This is a genomic window from Streptomyces sp. NPDC048462 (assembly GCF_043200175.1).
Taxonomy (GTDB): Bacteria; Actinomycetota; Actinomycetes; order Streptomycetales; family Streptomycetaceae; genus Streptomyces.
The window spans coordinates 67,187-83,545 of sequence record NZ_JBICXG010000028.1 but is presented as its reverse complement, the minus strand read 5'-3'; the positions used below and the strand labels follow the sequence as shown (position 1 = coordinate 83,545).

Here is a 16,359-nt window from a genome sequence, read left to right as displayed (position 1 = left end):
GAGGGGCCCCACCGATGGCCATGTCCTCCGAAAAGCTCATGGAGGCGCTCCGGACCTCGCTCAAGGAGACCGAGCGGCTGCGCCGGCGCAACCGGGAGCTGACCGCGGCCGCCCACGAGCCCGTCGCCGTCGTCGGGATGGCCTGCCGGTATCCGGGCGGAGCCGACTCCGCCGAGGCCCTCTGGGAGCTGGTCGCCTCCGGGACGGACGCCGTCACGCCCTTCCCGGAGGACCGCGGCTGGGACCTCGAAGGGCTCTACGACCCGGACCCCGAGTCGCCGGGAACCACCTACTGCAACCAGGGCGGATTCCTCGCCGGAGCAGGCGACTTCGACGCCGCGTTCTTCGGGATCTCGCCGCGCGAGGCCGTCGTCATGGACCCCCAGCAGCGGCTGCTCCTCGAGGTGTCCTGGGAGGCGCTGGAGCGTACCGGCCTCGACCCGCGCACCCTGCGCGGGACCGGTACGGGCGTCTACATCGGTGCCGCCCACGCCGAGTACGCCACCGACCTGGACCGGGTGCCCGCAGGCTCCGAGGGCTACCTCCTGACCGGCAGCGCCGACGCCGTGCTCTCCGGCCGGATCAGCTACGTCCTGGGTCTTGAGGGCCCGGCCCTGACGGTGGAGACGGCCTGCTCCTCCTCGCTGGTCGCCATGCACCTGGCCGTCGCCGCCCTGCGCCGCGGGGAGTGCGGCCTGGCACTGGCCGGCGGCGCGGCCGTCATGCCCGACGCCGCCGCGTTCGTCGAGTTCTCCCGGCAGAAGGGCCTCGCGGCGGACGGCCGATGCAAGGCCTTCTCCGCGGACGCGGACGGCACCGGCTGGGCGGAGGGCGCCGGCGTGCTCGTACTGGAACGGCTCTGCGACGCCGAGCGCAACGGGCACCCGGTGCTCGCCGTCATCCGAGGCTCCGCCGTCAACCAGGACGGCGCCAGCAACGGTCTCACCGCCCCCAACGGCCCCTCTCAGCAGCGCGTCATCCGCCAGGCCCTCGCCGACGCCGGACTGCGCCCCGAGGACGTCGACGCCGTCGAGGCGCACGGCACCGGAACCGAGCTCGGCGACCCCATCGAGGCCCAGGCCCTGCTCGATGTCTACGGACAGGGCCGCGAGGCGGACCGGCCCCTGTGGCTCGGCTCCCTCAAGTCCAACATCGGCCACTCGCAGGCCGCCGCAGGCGTCGGCGGCGTCATCAAGACCATCCAGGCCATGCGCCACGGACTGCTGCCCAGGACCCTGCACGCGGATACCCCCACCCCGCACGCCGACTGGTCCTCGGGCCGGGTACGGCTGCTGACCGAGCCGGTGGCCTGGCCGGCGGGCCCGCGCCCGCGCCGCGCCGGGATCTCCGCCTTCGGCGTCGGCGGTACGAACGCCCACCTGATCGTGGAGGAAGCGGCGCAGGAAACCGAGGACGCGGCCGGTGCCGAAACCCCGGGCACGGCTGCCGCAGCCTCCCCCGGGGACGGGCCGGGGGAGGAGCAGCCGACCGCCTGGTTCCTCTCCGGCCGCTCCGCCGAAGCCCTCCGGGCCCAGGCCGGCCGGCTGCACGCGCACCTCGCCGGACCGGCCGCCGCCGGTGCCGGCGCACAGGCCGTCGGCCACGCCCTGGCCACCACCCGCACAGCCTTCGAGCACCGGGCCGTCGTCCTCGGCGGCTCGTACGAGGAACTCACCCGCGCCCTGGGAACCCTCGCCGGGGGCGACCCCTCGCCCGCCGTCGTCACGGGAGTGCGCCGCCGCGAGGCCAGGACAGCCTTCCTCTTCACCGGGCAGGGCAGCCAGCGCCCCGGCATGGCCCGCGAACTGCGCGCCGCCCAGCCGGTGTTCGCCGAAGCCCTGGACGCCGTCGCCGAACGCCTCGACCCGCACCTCGACCGCCCGCTCGCCGCCGTGCTCGACGCCGCCCCCGGCACCCCCGACGAAGCCCTGCTGCACCGGACCCAGTACGCGCAGGCCGCCCTCTTCGCCGTCGAAACGGCCCTGTTCCGGCTGCTGGAGCACTGGGGCATGCGCCCCGACGTGCTCCTCGGCCACTCCGTGGGCGAGATCGCCGCCGCCCACGTGGCCGGCGTCCTCGACCTCGACGACGCCTGCGCCCTCGTAGCCGCACGCGGCCGGCTGATGCAGGCACTCCCGGCCGGCGGCGCGATGCTGTCCGTACGGGCCGGTGAGGACGAGGTGGGCGAGCTCCTGGCCGGCCGCGAGGACGTCCTCGCCGTCGCCGCTGTCAACGGCCCCCGGTCCGTGGTTCTCTCCGGCACCGGGGAGGCCGTCGGGCAGGCTGCGGAACTGCTCGCGGAACAGGGCCGCAAGACCAAGCGCCTGACGGTCAGCCATGCCTTCCACTCCCCGCTCATGGACCCCATGCTGAAGGAGTTCCGCGCCCTGGCCGACGGGCTCTCCTACCGGGCACCCCGGATCCCCGTCATCTCCAACGTCACCGGCCGCCGGGCCACCGGCGACGACCTGCGCACCGGCGCCTACTGGGCCGGACACGTCCGCGCGGCGGTCCGCTTCGCCGACGGCGTGCGCACCGCCCGCGACCTGGGCGCGGCCACCTTCGTCGAACTCGGCCCCGACGGCGTTCTCTGCGGCATGGCCCAGGAGGTGCTGTCCGTGGACGACCCCGGTACGGAACCGGCCGCCCTGGTCCCCGTACTGCGCCGGGGCCGCCCCGGGACCGCCACCCTGCTGCGGGCGGTGGCCACCGCCGCGACCCGGGGCGCCGCTCTCGACCGGGGCCGGCTCTTCCCCGCCACCCCGGCCCGGCCGGTCCCGCTGCCCGTGTACGCCTGGCAGCACCGCCGGTACTGGATCGCCCCCACCCCCCGAGGCGGCGGCCGCGGCCCGGCCGGCGGACCCCGCCGCCACCACGTCACCTGGCACCCGCTGCCCGCCCCCGCCGGCACCCCCCTGACCGGCACCTGGTTGCTGGTCGAGTCCTCCGGGGCCGTCACCGACCACGCCGAGCGGGCCCTGCGCGCCCGGGGCGCCCACGTCCGGCGGCTCCCCGTCGACCCCGGGCGGACCGACCGGGCCGCCCTCACCGCACTCCTCACCGACGCCCGGAGCGACACAGCCGCTCCCGTCGAGGGGGTCCTCTCCCTGCTGGGCGCGGAGGATCGGGAGGGGCCCGCCACCGCCCTCGTCCCGGCCGCCGTCCGGGCCACGCTGTCCCTCGTCCAGGCGATGGCGGAGACATCCATGACGGCCCGTCTCTGGTGCGCCACCCGAGGAGCCGTGGCCACCGCCCCCGGCGAGCGACCGAGGTCGGCGGGGGCCCAGCTCTGGGGGCTCGGACGCGTCGCCGCGCTCGAACTTCCCACGCTGTGGGGCGGGCTGGCCGACCTGCCGGCAACCGCGACCGGAGCCGAAACCGAAGAGGACGAGGCCTGGCGGCTGCTGGCCGGGGCCCTCGGCGGTTCCGAGGACCAGGTGGCCGTCCGAGGCTCCGGCACCCTCGGCCGCCGGCTCACAGCGGCCCCCGCGCCGCGTGTCCCCGGCCCGTACCGCCCCCGCGGCACCGTCCTGGTCACCGGCGGCACCGGCGCCCTCGGCGGCCACCTCGCCCGCCGGCTCGCCCGTGAGGGCGCCGAGCACCTGCTGCTCGTCACCCGGCGCGGGGCCGGGGCCCCCGGCGCGGCGGACCTGGAGGCCGACCTCCTCGCCCTCGGCGCCAAGGCCACCTTCGCGAGCTGCGACGTCGCCGACCGGGACGCGCTCGCCGAGCTCCTCGGACGGATCCCCTCCGACACCCCGCTGACCGCCGTCTTCCATGCCGCGGGCGTGCCCCAGGTCAGCCCGCTGACCGAGACCGGCCCCGAACTCGTCTCCGAGGTCTACGCCGGGAAGGTCGCCGGCGCCCTGCACCTCCACGAACTCACCCGGGAACTCGGCCTAGACGCCTTCGTCCTCTACTCCTCCGGCGCGGGGGTCTGGGGCAGCGCCGGGCAGTGCGCCTACGCCGCCGCGAACGCCGCGCTCGACGCGCTCGCCGAACGCCGCCGCGCCGACGGCCTGCCCGCCACCTCCGTGGCCTGGGGCCTGTGGGGCGGCGGCGGCATGGGTGACGGCGAGGGCGCCGCGTACCTGCGCCGCAGGGGAGTGCGCCCCATGGACCCGCAGGACGCCCTCACCGAACTCTTCCGCGCCGTCGCCGCCGGCGAGGCCCAGATCACCGTCACCGACACCGACTGGGAACGGTTCGCCCTCGGGTTCACCTCCCACCGGCCCAGCCCGCTCATCTCCGACCTCGTCGTCCCCGCCGCCGCCCCGGCCGCCGGCGACGGGGACCCGGCCGGACCCCGGCCGCGCGACCCGCGCCCCGGACTCGCCGCCCTCGGCCCCGCCGAACGCGCCGCGGCCGTGCGGACCCTGGTCCGCACCGAGGCCGCCGCCGTGCTCGGGTACGAGAGCCCCGACGAGATCGCCGCCGACGAGCCCTTCACCCTGACCGGGTTCGACTCCCTGGCCATCGGGCAGCTCCGGCGCCGCCTCGCCACCGCCGCCGCCACCGACCTGCCGCCCGAGGCCTTCTACGACCACAACACCCCCGACCTGCTCGCCGCCCACCTGCTGGACCTCCTGCAGGACCCGGCCGGAGCGGCGGCCCCCCCGGCCGAGGGCGACGGCACCGGCGACACCACCCTGGTCGCCGTCTACCGCTCCGCGATCGCCGACAGCAGGGTCGCCGAGGCCGTCGAGGCACTCGGCGCCGTCTCCGCCCTGCGCCCGGTCTTCACCGACCCCGGACAGCAGCCCGTCACCCCCGTCCGGCTGACCGACGGCCCCGCCGGGGACCGGGGGCCGCTGCTCATCGCGGTCACCGGCACCACGGCCGTCTCCGGTCCGGCCGAGTTCGCCGCCCTCGCCGCCGCCCTGGCCGGCCTCCGCACCGTGGCCGCGCTGCCCCACCCCGGCTTCCGGCCCGGCGAACTGCTGCCCGGCACCCTCGAAGCGCTGTGCGGGGCCCACGCCGAGGCCATCGCCCGGTACGCCGCCGGCCGGCCGTACGCCCTGATCGGCCACTCCGCCGGGGCCAACGTCGCCCACGCGCTCACCCGCCACCTGGAGGCCCGGGGCACCGGCCCCGCCGCCCTGGTACTGGCCGACATCTACACCCCCAGCGCCCCCGGGGCCATGGGCACCTGGCGGGACGTCATGCTCCGCTGGGCCGCGGACCGCGCGGTCGTACCGCTCGACGACACACGGCTCACCGCCATGGGCGCGTTCCACCGGCTGCTCCTGGACTGGACCCCCCGGCCCACCCGTGCCCCCGTTCTGCACCTGCGGGCCGGCGAACCCATGGCCCCGTGGACCGACCCGCTGACGGACTGGCGGTCCGTCTGGGACGGCGCCCGCACCGTCGCCGACACACCCGGCAACCACTTCACGATGATGACCGAGCACGCCCCGACCACGGCCCGCACCGTCGACGCCTGGCTCGACGCGCTGCCCGGCGGTGACCGATGACGAGGAGTCGCACATGACAGCGGAGCTGCTGACCGACACCCCGGGCCGCGAGACTGCCCTGGCCGACGCCCGCCGGGCCCGAGGAAACCAACTCGCCCGCGCCGCACAGTGGTTCGCGGGCACCCGGAACGATCCCTACGGACTGATCCTGCGCTCCGGCACCGAGGACCCCCGCCCCTACGAGGAGCGCATCCGCGCCGAGGGGCCGCTGTTCCACAGCGCGCCGCTCGACACCTGGGTGACGGCCGACCGAGCCGTCGCCGAGGAGGTCGTCGCCGGCTCCGCCTTCGACGGCCCCGGCCCCGGGCCGGAGGCCGCCGCCGCGGACGGGCTCCCGTACCGCAGCGCCGCGCTCGCCGTGGACCGCGAGACCGCCGCCCGCCTGGCCCCGCTCACCGCCCTCGGCGGCCCCATGCTGTGGGCCCCGGAAGAGGAGTGCGTGGAGAAGCGGACGGTGAAGCTCGCCCGTGCGATCCTCGCCGGGCTCGGCGACCGCTTCGACCTCGCCGAGGACTTCGCACGCCGCCTCGTCGGCCAGGTGATCGCCGAACAGCTCGGCCTGCCCGAGGCCACCCACACACGGTTCGTCCGGATCCTGCCCGACTGCCGGCACGCCCTCGACGGGCTGCTCTCCCCCCAGCCCCACGCCGTCGTCCACACCGCCGAACGGGCCGAGGCCACCCTCTCCGCGCTGCTCACCGAAGGACTCCACGAGGCCGGTCCCGACACCGTCCGGGCCGCCCGGACCCTCGCCGTCGGCGCCGCCGAGACCACCGCCGTGCTCGTCGCCAACGCCGTACGCGGGCTGCTCGCCGAGCCCGGTGCCTGGCAGCGGCTGGCCGCCGACCCCGCCCTGGCCGCCGCTGCCGTCGAGGACACCCTGCGCGAGGCCCCGCCCGTCCGGCTGGAGACCCGCACCGCCCGCGCCGGCACCGTCCTCGCGGGCACCGAACTGCCCGCCGGCAGCCGCGTCACCCTCCTCGTCGCCGCCATCAACCGCGATCCGAAGGCCCCTGCGGGCGCCGCACCCTTCGGTCTCCCCACCGACCTGCACTTCGCGCTCTCCGGCTGGCTGGTCACGGTGATCGCCCGCGCGGCGCTCGGCGCACTCGCCGAGGCCCGGCCCGCCCTGCGCACCGCCGGCGAGGAGGTCGTGCGGCTGCGCTCACCGGTCCTGGGCGCCCCGGCGCGCTTCCCCGTCGCAGGGACCGCCTGATGGCCGGACCCGGCCGCAGCGGCGGCCCCTGCCACCGAGGACCACGACCCCGACCGCGAAGAGCCAGACAAGGGCGGACGATGCCATGCGCGTACTGATCACGTGCTTCGCGCACAACACGCACTACTACAACCTGGTGCCGCTCGCCTGGGCGCTGCGCGCCGCCGGGCACGACGTCCGGGTGGCCAGCCAGCCGGCGCTCACCGAGGTGATCAACGGATCCGGGCTGACCGCCGTACCCGTCGGCGACCTCGACTCGATCGTCGAGCTGATGACGCAGATCGGCGGCGACCCCACTCCGTACCAGACGGGCTTCGACTTCGCCGACACGGTCACCGAGCCGATCGGCTGGGAGCACGCCCTCGGCCAGCAGACCATGATGACGGCCATGTCGTTCGCGCCGCTCAACGGCGACACGACCATCGACGCCATCGTGGAGTTCGCCCGCGCCTGGCAGCCCGACCTGGTGCTCTGGGAGCCCTTCACGTACGCCGGACCCGTCGCCGCGCACGTCACGGGCGCGGCCCACGCCCGCCTCCTGTGGGGCCCCGACGTGGTACTCAACGCGCGCCGTCAGTTCCTCGAACTGCTCGCAGCACAGCCCGAGGAGCGCCGCGAGGACCCGATGGGCGAATGGCTGACGTGGACCCTCGAACGCTTCGGTGCCACCCCCGACGCCGCCGCCGTCGAGGAGGTCGTCCGAGGGCAGGCCACCGTCGACCCGGCCCCCGCGAGCCTGCGCATACCCGTGCCCGGCGAACTACTGCCGATGCGCTACGTCCCCTACAACGGGCCCGCCGTCGTACCGGACTGGCTGCACACCCCGCCCGCCCGGCCGCGCGTCTGCGTCACCCTCGGCGTCTCCGCCCGCGAGACCTTCGGCCGCGACGCGGTGCCCTTCGAGGAACTCCTGCACGCCCTCGGCGACATCGACGCCGAGATCGTCGCGACCTTCGACGCGACCCAGCTCCAGGACCGCGAGGCACTCCCCGCCAACATCCGCGTCGTCGACTTCGTCCCGATGGACGCCCTGCTGCCGACCTGCGCCGCGATAGTCCACCACGGTGGCGCCGGCACCGGCTACACCGCCACCCTGCACGGCGTGCCCCAGATCATCGTGGCCTCCCTGTGGGACGCCCCGCTCAAGGCCCGCCTGCACGAGCGGCAGGGGGCCGGCATCGACCTGCCGCCCGAGAAGCTCGACGCCGCCTCCCTGCGCGAAGCGGTCCTACGGGCCCTCACCGACCCCTCGATCACCGCGGCCGCGCACCGGCTGCGCGACGAGGCCCTCGCCGACCCGGCGCCGGCCGAACTCGTCCCGGCCCTCGAACACCTCGCGGCCCGCCGGGGCCGCCCCCACACCACACACCCCAGCCAAGGAGAGACGACGTGACCACCACCGAAGCCCCCGCGGACAGCGGCTACGCGGACGGCATAGCCCGCCTCTACGACCTGGTCCACCAGGGCAAGGGCAAGGACTACGCGAGCGAGGCGGCCGACCTGGCCGCCCTGATCGCCTCCCGGGCCCCCGGCGCCCGCAGCCTCCTCGACGTGGCCTGCGGCACCGGCCTCCACCTGGAACACCTCACCCGGGCCTTCGACACCGTCGAGGGCGTGGAGATCTCCGCGGACATGCGGGACATCGCCGTACGCCGCAACCCGGACGTCCCCGTCCACCTCGGCGACATGCGCGACTTCGCGACCGGCACCACCTTCTCCGCCGTCACCTGCATGTTCAGCTCCATCGGTCACATGCGCGACCAGGCCGAACTCGACGCGGCCCTGGCCCGGTTCGCCGCCCACCTCGAACCGGGCGGTGTCGTCCTGGTCGAACCCTGGTGGTTCCCGGCCACGTTCACCCCGGGCTTCGTCGGCGCGTCCATCACCGAGGCCGAGGGCAAGACCGTCTCCCGCGTCTCGCACTCGCGGCTGGAGGGCGACGCCACCCGCATCGACGTGCACTACCTGATCGCCGAGCCAGGCCAGGACATCGCGCACCTCTCCGAGACCCACCTCATCACCCTCTTCACGCGCGAGGCCTACGAACTGGCCTTCGTCCGCGCCGGCCTCGCAGTCGAGTTCCAGGAGGGCGGCCCGTCCGGGCGGGGCCTCTTCATCGGCGGCCGGACGTGACGACCGCGTGATCGAGGAGATCCTCCCGCCCGGGACGGTCTCGGCCGACACCCACGGGGAGTTCCCGCCGGAGCTGCTCTTCGCGCAGGAGCGGGCCCTGATCCGCGACGCCGTCGAGGAGCGGCGCCGAGAGTTCGCCACGGCCCGCGTGTGCGCCCACCGGGCGCTCGCCGCCCTCGGGCGGGCCGCCGGACCGGTGCTCACCGGCCGCCGCGGCGAACCCCTGTGGCCCGCCGGCACGACCGGCTCCCTCACCCACTGCGAGGGCTACCGGGGCGCAGCCCTGGCGCCCGCCGACCGCTGGCGGGCGCTGGGCATCGACGCGGAGCCGCACCTGGCGCTGCCGCCGGGCGTGACCCGGGGAGTCGCCTCGGCCACCGAGCGCGAGCGGCTGCGCGAACTCGCCCGCCGCCACCCCGGCACCCACTGGGGCCGGCTGCTGTTCAGCGCCAAGGAGTCCGTGTTCAAGGCGTGGTCCCCGCTCACCCACCGAACCCTGGACTTCGACTCCGCAGAACTCGAACTCGACCCGGCCGCAAGGACGTTCACCGCCCGGATGCGCATCCCCGGACCGGTGCTCGACGGCCGGGCCCTGACCGGGCTGACCGGCCGGTGGACGGTCGCGGACGGAATCCTGCTGACCGCCGTGGCCGTCCCGGCCCCCGCCCGGCACCCCTCCGGCACCGCTCGGGATCCGTTCGCGCCGCGAGGCAGAACAGCTCGTGAGCCGGCGGAGTAACGCCCCGCCCGCTCCCGGGACATCCCGCCCGGCGGGCCCGCCCGGCCCGCGCCCGCCCCTCCCGCGCCCCCGCTCCGCGGCGAACCCGCCAGCGTAGATACGGGGCGCGCCGCCGCTCAAGGTGCTCGGAGCACCCCCCGGCGCCCCGGCACGGCCCTCCCGCGGTGGCCCGGTCACCGCGGCTGCCGCCGACCTGCCCGCCGGAAGCCGGTTGACGCCCTGTCGGCAGGCCGGTTACGTTCCCCGGGTCGTCAGGATCAGGCCGATTCATCCGCTGGGGGGCTGGGATGACAGGGGAGGACTCGCAGACCGGGACCGAGGTCCTGCACATTCTCGAACTCCTCGCGGAGGAGGCGCCGGCCCACGCGTACGAGCAGCTCGTCGCCCGCGCCCGCCGCTCCGGCGCCGCACCCCACCGGATCGACCAGCTGACCCACGCCAAGGGGCTCGCCCTGGAGGTCAACGCCCTCTTCGAGCGGCGCCGCCAGCGCGAGGCCGAACTCGCCGCGCTCGTCGGCACCGCCCTCGACCTCACCGCACCCTCCCGGCTCGACGCCACCCTCCGCCTGATCACCCGCCGCGCCCGGCTGCTGCTCAACACCGACCTCGCCTGCACCGCCCTGGCCGACGGGACCACCGGGGACCTGACCGTAGGCACCGCCGACGGTGCCGTCAGCGCCCGCACCGCCGGCCACCGCATACCCGCGGCCGCGCTCGCCGACGGCACCCTGGGCGAACTGCCGGGCCCCTTCTGGACCGCAGACCACCTGGCCGACGACGGGGCCGGCCACACGGACGCCCTCGAAGACCTCCTGCAGGCCGAGTCCCTCCACGCCGTGCTCGGCGTCCCGCTGCGCGCCGGCGACCGCTGCCTGGGCTTCCTCTACGTGGCCGAGCGCAGGACCCGGCACTTCACCCCCGACGACGTGTCGCTCATGTGCTCCCTGGCCGACCTCTCCGCCGTCGCCATCGAGACGTCCCGCCTGCTGGAGACCGTGCAGGCCGCCAACACCGTCCTCGAGGACGCCGGGACCAGGGCCCGCGCCGGACTCAGTGACGCCCTGCAGGCCAAGAACCTCCAGGACGACCTGGTCCGCCTCGTCCTGGAGGGCATCGGCATGGACGAACTCCTGGCCCGCGCCGCCGCCGAGCTCGGCGGCGGCATCTCCGTCTGGGGTCCGGGCGGCGACCGCCTCGCCGGGCACGGCCACACCCCCCGACCCGACAGTGCCGAACTGGAGCGCGTACGGCTCAACGCCGCGGCCACCGGCATCGCCTGCCCGCTGACCGGCGGCACCCTGCTCGTGCCGCTCTCCGTCCGTTCCGAGGACGTCGGCTCGCTCCTCTTCCACCCCGCGGAGCCGGCCGCCGGAGCCTGGCCCGGCGAACAGGTCCTCTCCTACGCGCGCACGGTGTCCCTGCTGCTCGTCATGCAGCGTTCCACGGACGTCGGGGGACGGGCCGACGACGACCTCCTGGAGGACCTCGTCACCTGGGACGGGCCCGCCGAGGGACTGGAGCGGCGCTCCCGCCGGCTGGCGGACCGTCTGGAACGCCCCCACGTCATGGTCGTCGCCCGCCCCCGTAACGCGGCCGCCGACCTCGTCGAGAGCTGGGCCGCCGGCCACGCCCGCCGCCACCGGGGCATGAAGACCGTCCAGGGCGACCGGCTCGCCCTGCTCCTGCCCGGGGACGACCCGGCCGCCTGCGCCGCCCAGGTCCGCGCGGAACTCGCCGAGGCCACCGGCGCACCCGTCACGGCGGGGGCGGCCCGGGTCGCCCGGGGCCCGGACGCGGTCCGCCGCGCCCACCAGGAGGCCGTCCGCTGCCTGGACGCCCTCACCGCGCTCGGCGGCGCCGGGCGCTCGGCCGCCGCCCGCGACCTCGGTTTCATCGGCATGCTGCTCGGCGACGAGCACGACGCCCCCGGGTTCGTGGAACGCACCCTCGGCCCGCTCCTCGACCACGACGCCGAGCGGTTCGGCAACCTCGTCGAGACCCTCGACGGCTGGTTCACCGCCGCCGGCAGCCCCACCCGGGCCGGCGAGATCCTCTACGTGCACCCCAACACGGTCTCCCGCCGGCTGGAGCGCATCACCCAGCTGCTCGGCCCGGACTGGCAGCAACCGGAACGCTCGCTGGAACTCCAGCTCGCCCTGCGCCTGCAACGGGCGCGTATCTTCCAGAGTCCCGCACCCGACGACCCCCGGTCATGGGAACCGGCGTGAGCGCGACCCGGCCGGGGTGCGGCCGGCGCACCCCCGGGCCCAGCAGCCGCACCGCGTGCGCCAGCGACACCAGGGTCACGTGCCGGTGCCAGCCGTGGTACGAGCGGCCCTCGAAGTCCAACGCCCCCACCGGCAGGCTCGTGCCCGTGAAATCGGCGTCGGCCCGCCCGATCAGCCTGCCCAGCCCCAGCAGCGTGCTCCGGCTCGCACCGGCCAGGTTCGTCAGCCACAGCTCCGATGCCTCGCGGCTGTTCGGCGACCACACGCCCACCAGCGTCAGCGGCGCATCCGCCGACGGCACCCCGCCGAACGCCTGACGCCGTCCAGGCAGCCGTACCGGCAGCAGGGCCACCAACGAGGTCTTCGGCAGCCCCGTACCCGCCGGCTCGAACCACTCCACCGGCCGGCGCTGGGAGCGCGCCAGTTCCGCGAGGTGCCCCGCCGGGGCCGACACGGACCGGGTCCCGCCGCCGGACAGAGCCGGGGCCAGCAGGCCCGTACCGCCGCCGATCCGCAGCAGGAAGGGCAGCCCGGCCCGGGAGAAGGCCCGCACCATCGACGGCACCGCCTCTTCGCGGGCGTCCGTCACCACGGGCAGCCGGGTGACCCCCCAGCCCGCCGTCTCCAGGGCCATGTCCAGGACGAGGCCCTCCGCGGAACCGGCGTCCACCGAATCGGGTATCGCGGCCCGCTGGCGCATCTCGGTGTCCTCCAGCCAGTCGCCGGACAGGGACAGCCGCCAGTTCACCGGGGCCGATGCGGCCCCCGAGGCCAGCCAGAGTCCGTACCCGTGCTGGCTGTTGACCACCTGCCCGAGCTGCGGGACGAACCGGCGCCCCACGCCCACCGAATGACGGCCCGTCTTCGGAATGACCAGCGGGCGCACCACCCATGCCTTCGGCGCGAGCAGCTGGTCCATCCGGGCCGCCAGCTCCGCCCGCAGCGGGGACCAGTCCCATGTCGAGCAGCTGATGAAGTGGTGCAGGCTCTGCTCCGCCGACCGCTCGTCCGTGCTCGCGGCCAGATTGCGCATCGTCTTGCGGCCCGGTGCGTGCAGGAGCCCGTTCACGTACAGCTCGCCCTTGTGCCGCTGGTCGCGGCGGCGCAGCGAGGAGAGCACCGACGCGACCAGGGCCCGTGACGCACCCGCCGCCGGACCGGGCGGCAGGCTCGGGGCTTCCACCGTTTGGAGAGTGGCACTCATGACGCTCCTCGGGGTCTCGGCACCCGGAATCCGCCGGGCCCGGAGCTGCGATCGCTGGGACCCCTCCACCGTCCCCGCCGGCCCGGCCGAGGCCCAGGTAGGTCGGAAACACACTTTCCGGCCCGTGCCCCCTCGGCCCCCCTCGTGCCGAGGCGCACGCCCCGCACCGGCGGTGGGTGGTGGCCCCGCCACCACGCTCCGGCCCGCGGTCGCGGCCGTCGCTCCGTCAGCGCCCCAGCCCGCCGGGCTCAAGCGATCCTTGAGCGCTCGAGCCCCTGTGGCACGGAGAAAAAAGCCCGAACTCCGTAGAGTGTGACGGGCCGACCTCGTCTCCTGCGGCCCGTTCCGTGAGCGTGGAAGCACGCGCTCCACGCGCGCACACCCCCGCCATGAGTGGCTGGGACCGCCCCTCGGCGGACATCCGCCTCACCGGCCTCCTCGCCCCCCTGACCCCCACCCCAGTGAGAGGAAACGCATGACCGCGACAGATCACGAGCCCACCGCCGCCGGCGGCCGCATCGCCGCCGCCGACGCCATCGACACCACCCAGGAAACCGGCATGCGCCATGTCGCGGCCCTGTCCACCGAACTCCGGGACGTCGTCGAAGTCGAGCAGCGTCAGGTCCGCCTGGAGCGCGTGGTGCTCGTCGGCGTGTGGACCTCCGGCACGGTCGCGGAGGCCGAGAGTTCCCTCGCCGAGCTCGCCGCCCTCGCCGAGACCGCCGGCGCTCTGGTCCTCGACGGTGTCATCCAGCGCCGCGACAAGCCGGACCCGGCCACGTACATCGGCTCGGGCAAGGCCGGGGAGCTGCGCGCTCTCGTCGAGTCCACCGGTGCGGACACCGTGGTCTGCGACGGCGAGCTGAGCCCCGCCCAGCTCGTCCGCCTGGAGGAGTTCGTCAAGGTCAAGGTGGTCGACCGGACCGCCCTGATCCTCGACATCTTCGCCCAGCGCGCCACCTCCCGCGAGGGCAAGGCCCAGGTCGCGCTCGCGCAGATGCAGTACATGCTGCCGAGGCTGCGCGGCTGGGGCGCCTCGCTGTCCCGGCAGATGGGCGGCGGTGGCGGCGCCGGCGGCGGCATGGCCACCCGGGGCCCCGGCGAGACGAAGATCGAGACGGACCGGCGCCGGCTGCGCGACAAGATGGCCAAGATGCGCCGGGACATCGAGGAGATGAAGACCGCCCGCGACCTCAAGCGGCAGGAACGCCGCCGCAACCAGGTCCCGTCGGTCGCCCTCGCCGGCTACACCAACGCGGGCAAGTCCTCGCTGCTCAACCGCCTCACCGGCGCCGATGTCCACGTCCAGAACGCCCTGTTCGCCACCCTCGACCCGACCGTGCGCCGCAGCGAGACGCCCGGCGGGCGCGCCTACACCCTGGCCGACACCGTCGGCTTCGTGCGGCACCTGCCGCACCAGCTCGTCGACGCGTTCCGCTCCACCCTGGAAGAGGTCGCGGAGGCGGACCTCATCCTGCACGTGGTCGACGGCTCGCACCCCGACCCGGAGTCCCAGATCGAGGCCGTGCGCACGGTCATCGGCGAGATCGGCGGAGAGGGTGTGCCGGAGCTCGTCGTCATCAACAAGGCGGACGCGGCAACGGCCGACGCACTCGCGCGGCTCAAGCTCGCCGAGCCGACGGCGATCGCGGTGTCGGCCCGTACCGGCGAGGGCATCGAAGACCTCTTGGCCCGCGTCATGGAGGAACTCCCGCACCCCGAAATCGAGGTGGAGGTGCTCGTCCCCTACACGGAGGGGCAGCTGGTGGCCCGCGTCCATGACTCGGGTGAGGTGCTGGAGGAGTCGCACGAGGAGAACGGCACCCGCCTGAAGGCGAACGTCGACGCCCCCCTCGCCGCCGATCTGGAGGCCTACACCGCCTGACACGTCCCACGGGCCGGCCCCCTCCCGAGTACCTCGGGAGGGGGCCGGCCCGTGTGCGGGATCCCGTGGGTCAGTGGGCGCGGGTGGTGAAGTCGCGGACGGAGGAGAGGACGTACTCGATCATCTCCTCGGTGAGGCCGGGGTAGACGCCGATCCAGAAGGTCTGGTCCGTGATCAGATCGCTGTTGGTCAGCGGCTCGGCGATCCGGTGCTGCCTCTCGGCGTACGCGGGGTGGCGGGTCAGGTTGCCCGCGAAGAAGCGGCGCGTGTGGATGCGCCGCGACTCCAGGAAGTCCACCAGCGCGGCCCGGGTGTAGGCCGCGTCCGGGTCCACCGTGATCAGGAAGCCGAACCAGCTCGGGTCGCTGTCCGGCGTCGGCTCCGGCAGCAGCAGGCCCGGCAGCCCGTCGAGCCCGGCGCGCAGCAGGGCCCAGTTGCGGCGGCGGGCGGCGCTGAACTCCTCGATGCGCCCCAGCTGGCTCAGGCCCAGGGACGCCTGCAGGTCGGTCGCCTTCAGGTTGTACCCGACGTGGGAGAAGATGTACTTGTGGTCGTAGCCGTGCGGCAGCTTCCCCATCTGCTGGTCGAAGCGCTTCATGCAGCGGTTGTCCTCGCCCGGCTCGCACCAGCAGTCCCGGCCCCAGTCGCGGAAGGACTCCACGATCCGAGCCAGCACCAGATTGCTCGTCAGGACGCAGCCGCCCTCGCCCATCGCGATGTGGTGCGCCGGGTAGAAGCTGGTGGTCGACAGATCGCCGAAGGAGCCGGTGCGCTTGCCCCGGTAGGTGGAGTCGACCGCGTCGCAGTTGTCCTCGACGAAGAACAGGCCCCGCTGCTCGGCGAGCTGGGCGACCTCCTCGACCTGGAACGGGTTGCCCAGGGAGTGCGCCATCATGATCGCGCGGGTCTTCGGCCCGATGGCCGCGGCGATCCGCTCGGGGGTCGTGTTGTACGTGCCCAGCTCGACGTCCACGAAGACCGGCACCAGGCCGTTGTGCAGGATCGGGCTGACCGTGGTCGGGAATCCCGCGGCGACCGTGATGACCTCGTCGCCCGGCTTCAGGCGCTGCTCCTCCAGCTGCGGGGAGGTCAGGGAGCTCAGCGCCAGCAGGTTCGCGGAGGAGCCGGAGTTCGTCAGGTGGGCCTTGCGGGTGCCGATGAAGCGGGCGAAGTCCCGCTCGAAGCGCCGGGAGCTGACGCCGGCGGCGATCCGCATGTCGAGCGCCGCGGAGACCAGCGCCAGCCGGTCCTCCTCGCTGAGTACGGCGCCTGAGACCTGTACGGGGGAGACGCCTGGTTCGAAGGGGCCCGGAGCCTGCTCCCGGTGATATTCACGGACGAGCTCCGCGATCCGGTCCTTGGTCTCGCCCATGGTCGTTCCCTTCTGATGGCACCGCTGACGGAACCGTGAGCCTAGGCCCGGAAACACATCGAATCGGTAGAGCGCCGCTTGATTTCATCAGGTCGGGGAGGAATAGCG

8 protein-coding genes and 1 pseudogene are annotated in these 16,359 nt (G+C 74.9%); 7 read left to right on the top strand and 2 right to left on the bottom strand.

The annotated features are described in order from the left end of the window. The first annotated feature begins 20 nt into the window (after positions 1-20). From ACGFU6_RS32600 to ACGFU6_RS32575, 6 genes are all read left to right on the top strand, one after another. Positions 21-5,474, top strand: a complete 5,454-nt coding sequence (locus ACGFU6_RS32600) for an SDR family NAD(P)-dependent oxidoreductase (protein ID WP_393616181.1) — start codon at positions 21-23, stop codon at positions 5,472-5,474. A 13-nt stretch (positions 5,475-5,487) separates the two neighbouring features. Continuing rightward, complete coding sequence (locus tag ACGFU6_RS32595; protein ID WP_393616180.1) at positions 5,488-6,690, top strand: hypothetical protein; 1,203 nt, start codon at positions 5,488-5,490, stop codon at positions 6,688-6,690. A gap of 85 nt (positions 6,691-6,775) precedes the next feature. Continuing rightward, complete coding sequence (locus tag ACGFU6_RS32590; protein ID WP_393616179.1) at positions 6,776-8,083, top strand: activator-dependent family glycosyltransferase; 1,308 nt, start codon at positions 6,776-6,778, stop codon at positions 8,081-8,083. Further along, the gene (locus ACGFU6_RS32585) at positions 8,080-8,823 is read left to right on the top strand and encodes a class I SAM-dependent methyltransferase (protein WP_393616178.1); all 744 of its coding nucleotides are present in this window, start codon (positions 8,080-8,082) and stop codon (positions 8,821-8,823) included. The genes ACGFU6_RS32590 and ACGFU6_RS32585 overlap by 4 nt, the downstream gene beginning before the upstream one ends. Before the next feature lie 7 nt (positions 8,824-8,830). After that, positions 8,831-9,562, top strand: coding sequence for a 4'-phosphopantetheinyl transferase (locus tag ACGFU6_RS32580; protein WP_393616177.1), 732 nt, complete (start codon positions 8,831-8,833; stop codon positions 9,560-9,562). A gap of 287 nt (positions 9,563-9,849) precedes the next feature. Beyond that, entirely contained in the window at positions 9,850-11,790 is a 1,941-nt protein-coding gene (locus ACGFU6_RS32575; protein ID WP_393616176.1) for a helix-turn-helix domain-containing protein, read from the top strand. Between the two features lie 508 nt (positions 11,791-12,298). On the opposite strand, the pseudogene ACGFU6_RS32570 reads toward ACGFU6_RS32575, so the two are convergent. After that, positions 12,299-12,994, bottom strand: a pseudogene (locus ACGFU6_RS32570) (IS701 family transposase); the annotation flags it as partial. A 475-nt stretch (positions 12,995-13,469) separates the two neighbouring features. Between ACGFU6_RS32570 and hflX the strand changes: the two are divergent. Continuing rightward, positions 13,470-14,879 (top strand): GTPase HflX, encoded by a 1,410-nt coding sequence (hflX, locus tag ACGFU6_RS32565; RefSeq protein ID WP_393616175.1) that lies wholly within the window; start codon positions 13,470-13,472, stop codon positions 14,877-14,879. A 70-nt stretch (positions 14,880-14,949) separates the two neighbouring features. Here the strand turns inward: hflX and rfbH are convergent, their stop codons facing one another. Further along, entirely contained in the window at positions 14,950-16,251 is a 1,302-nt protein-coding gene (gene rfbH, locus ACGFU6_RS32560) for a lipopolysaccharide biosynthesis protein RfbH (RefSeq protein ID WP_393616174.1), read from the bottom strand. Positions 16,252-16,359 lie beyond the last annotated feature (108 nt).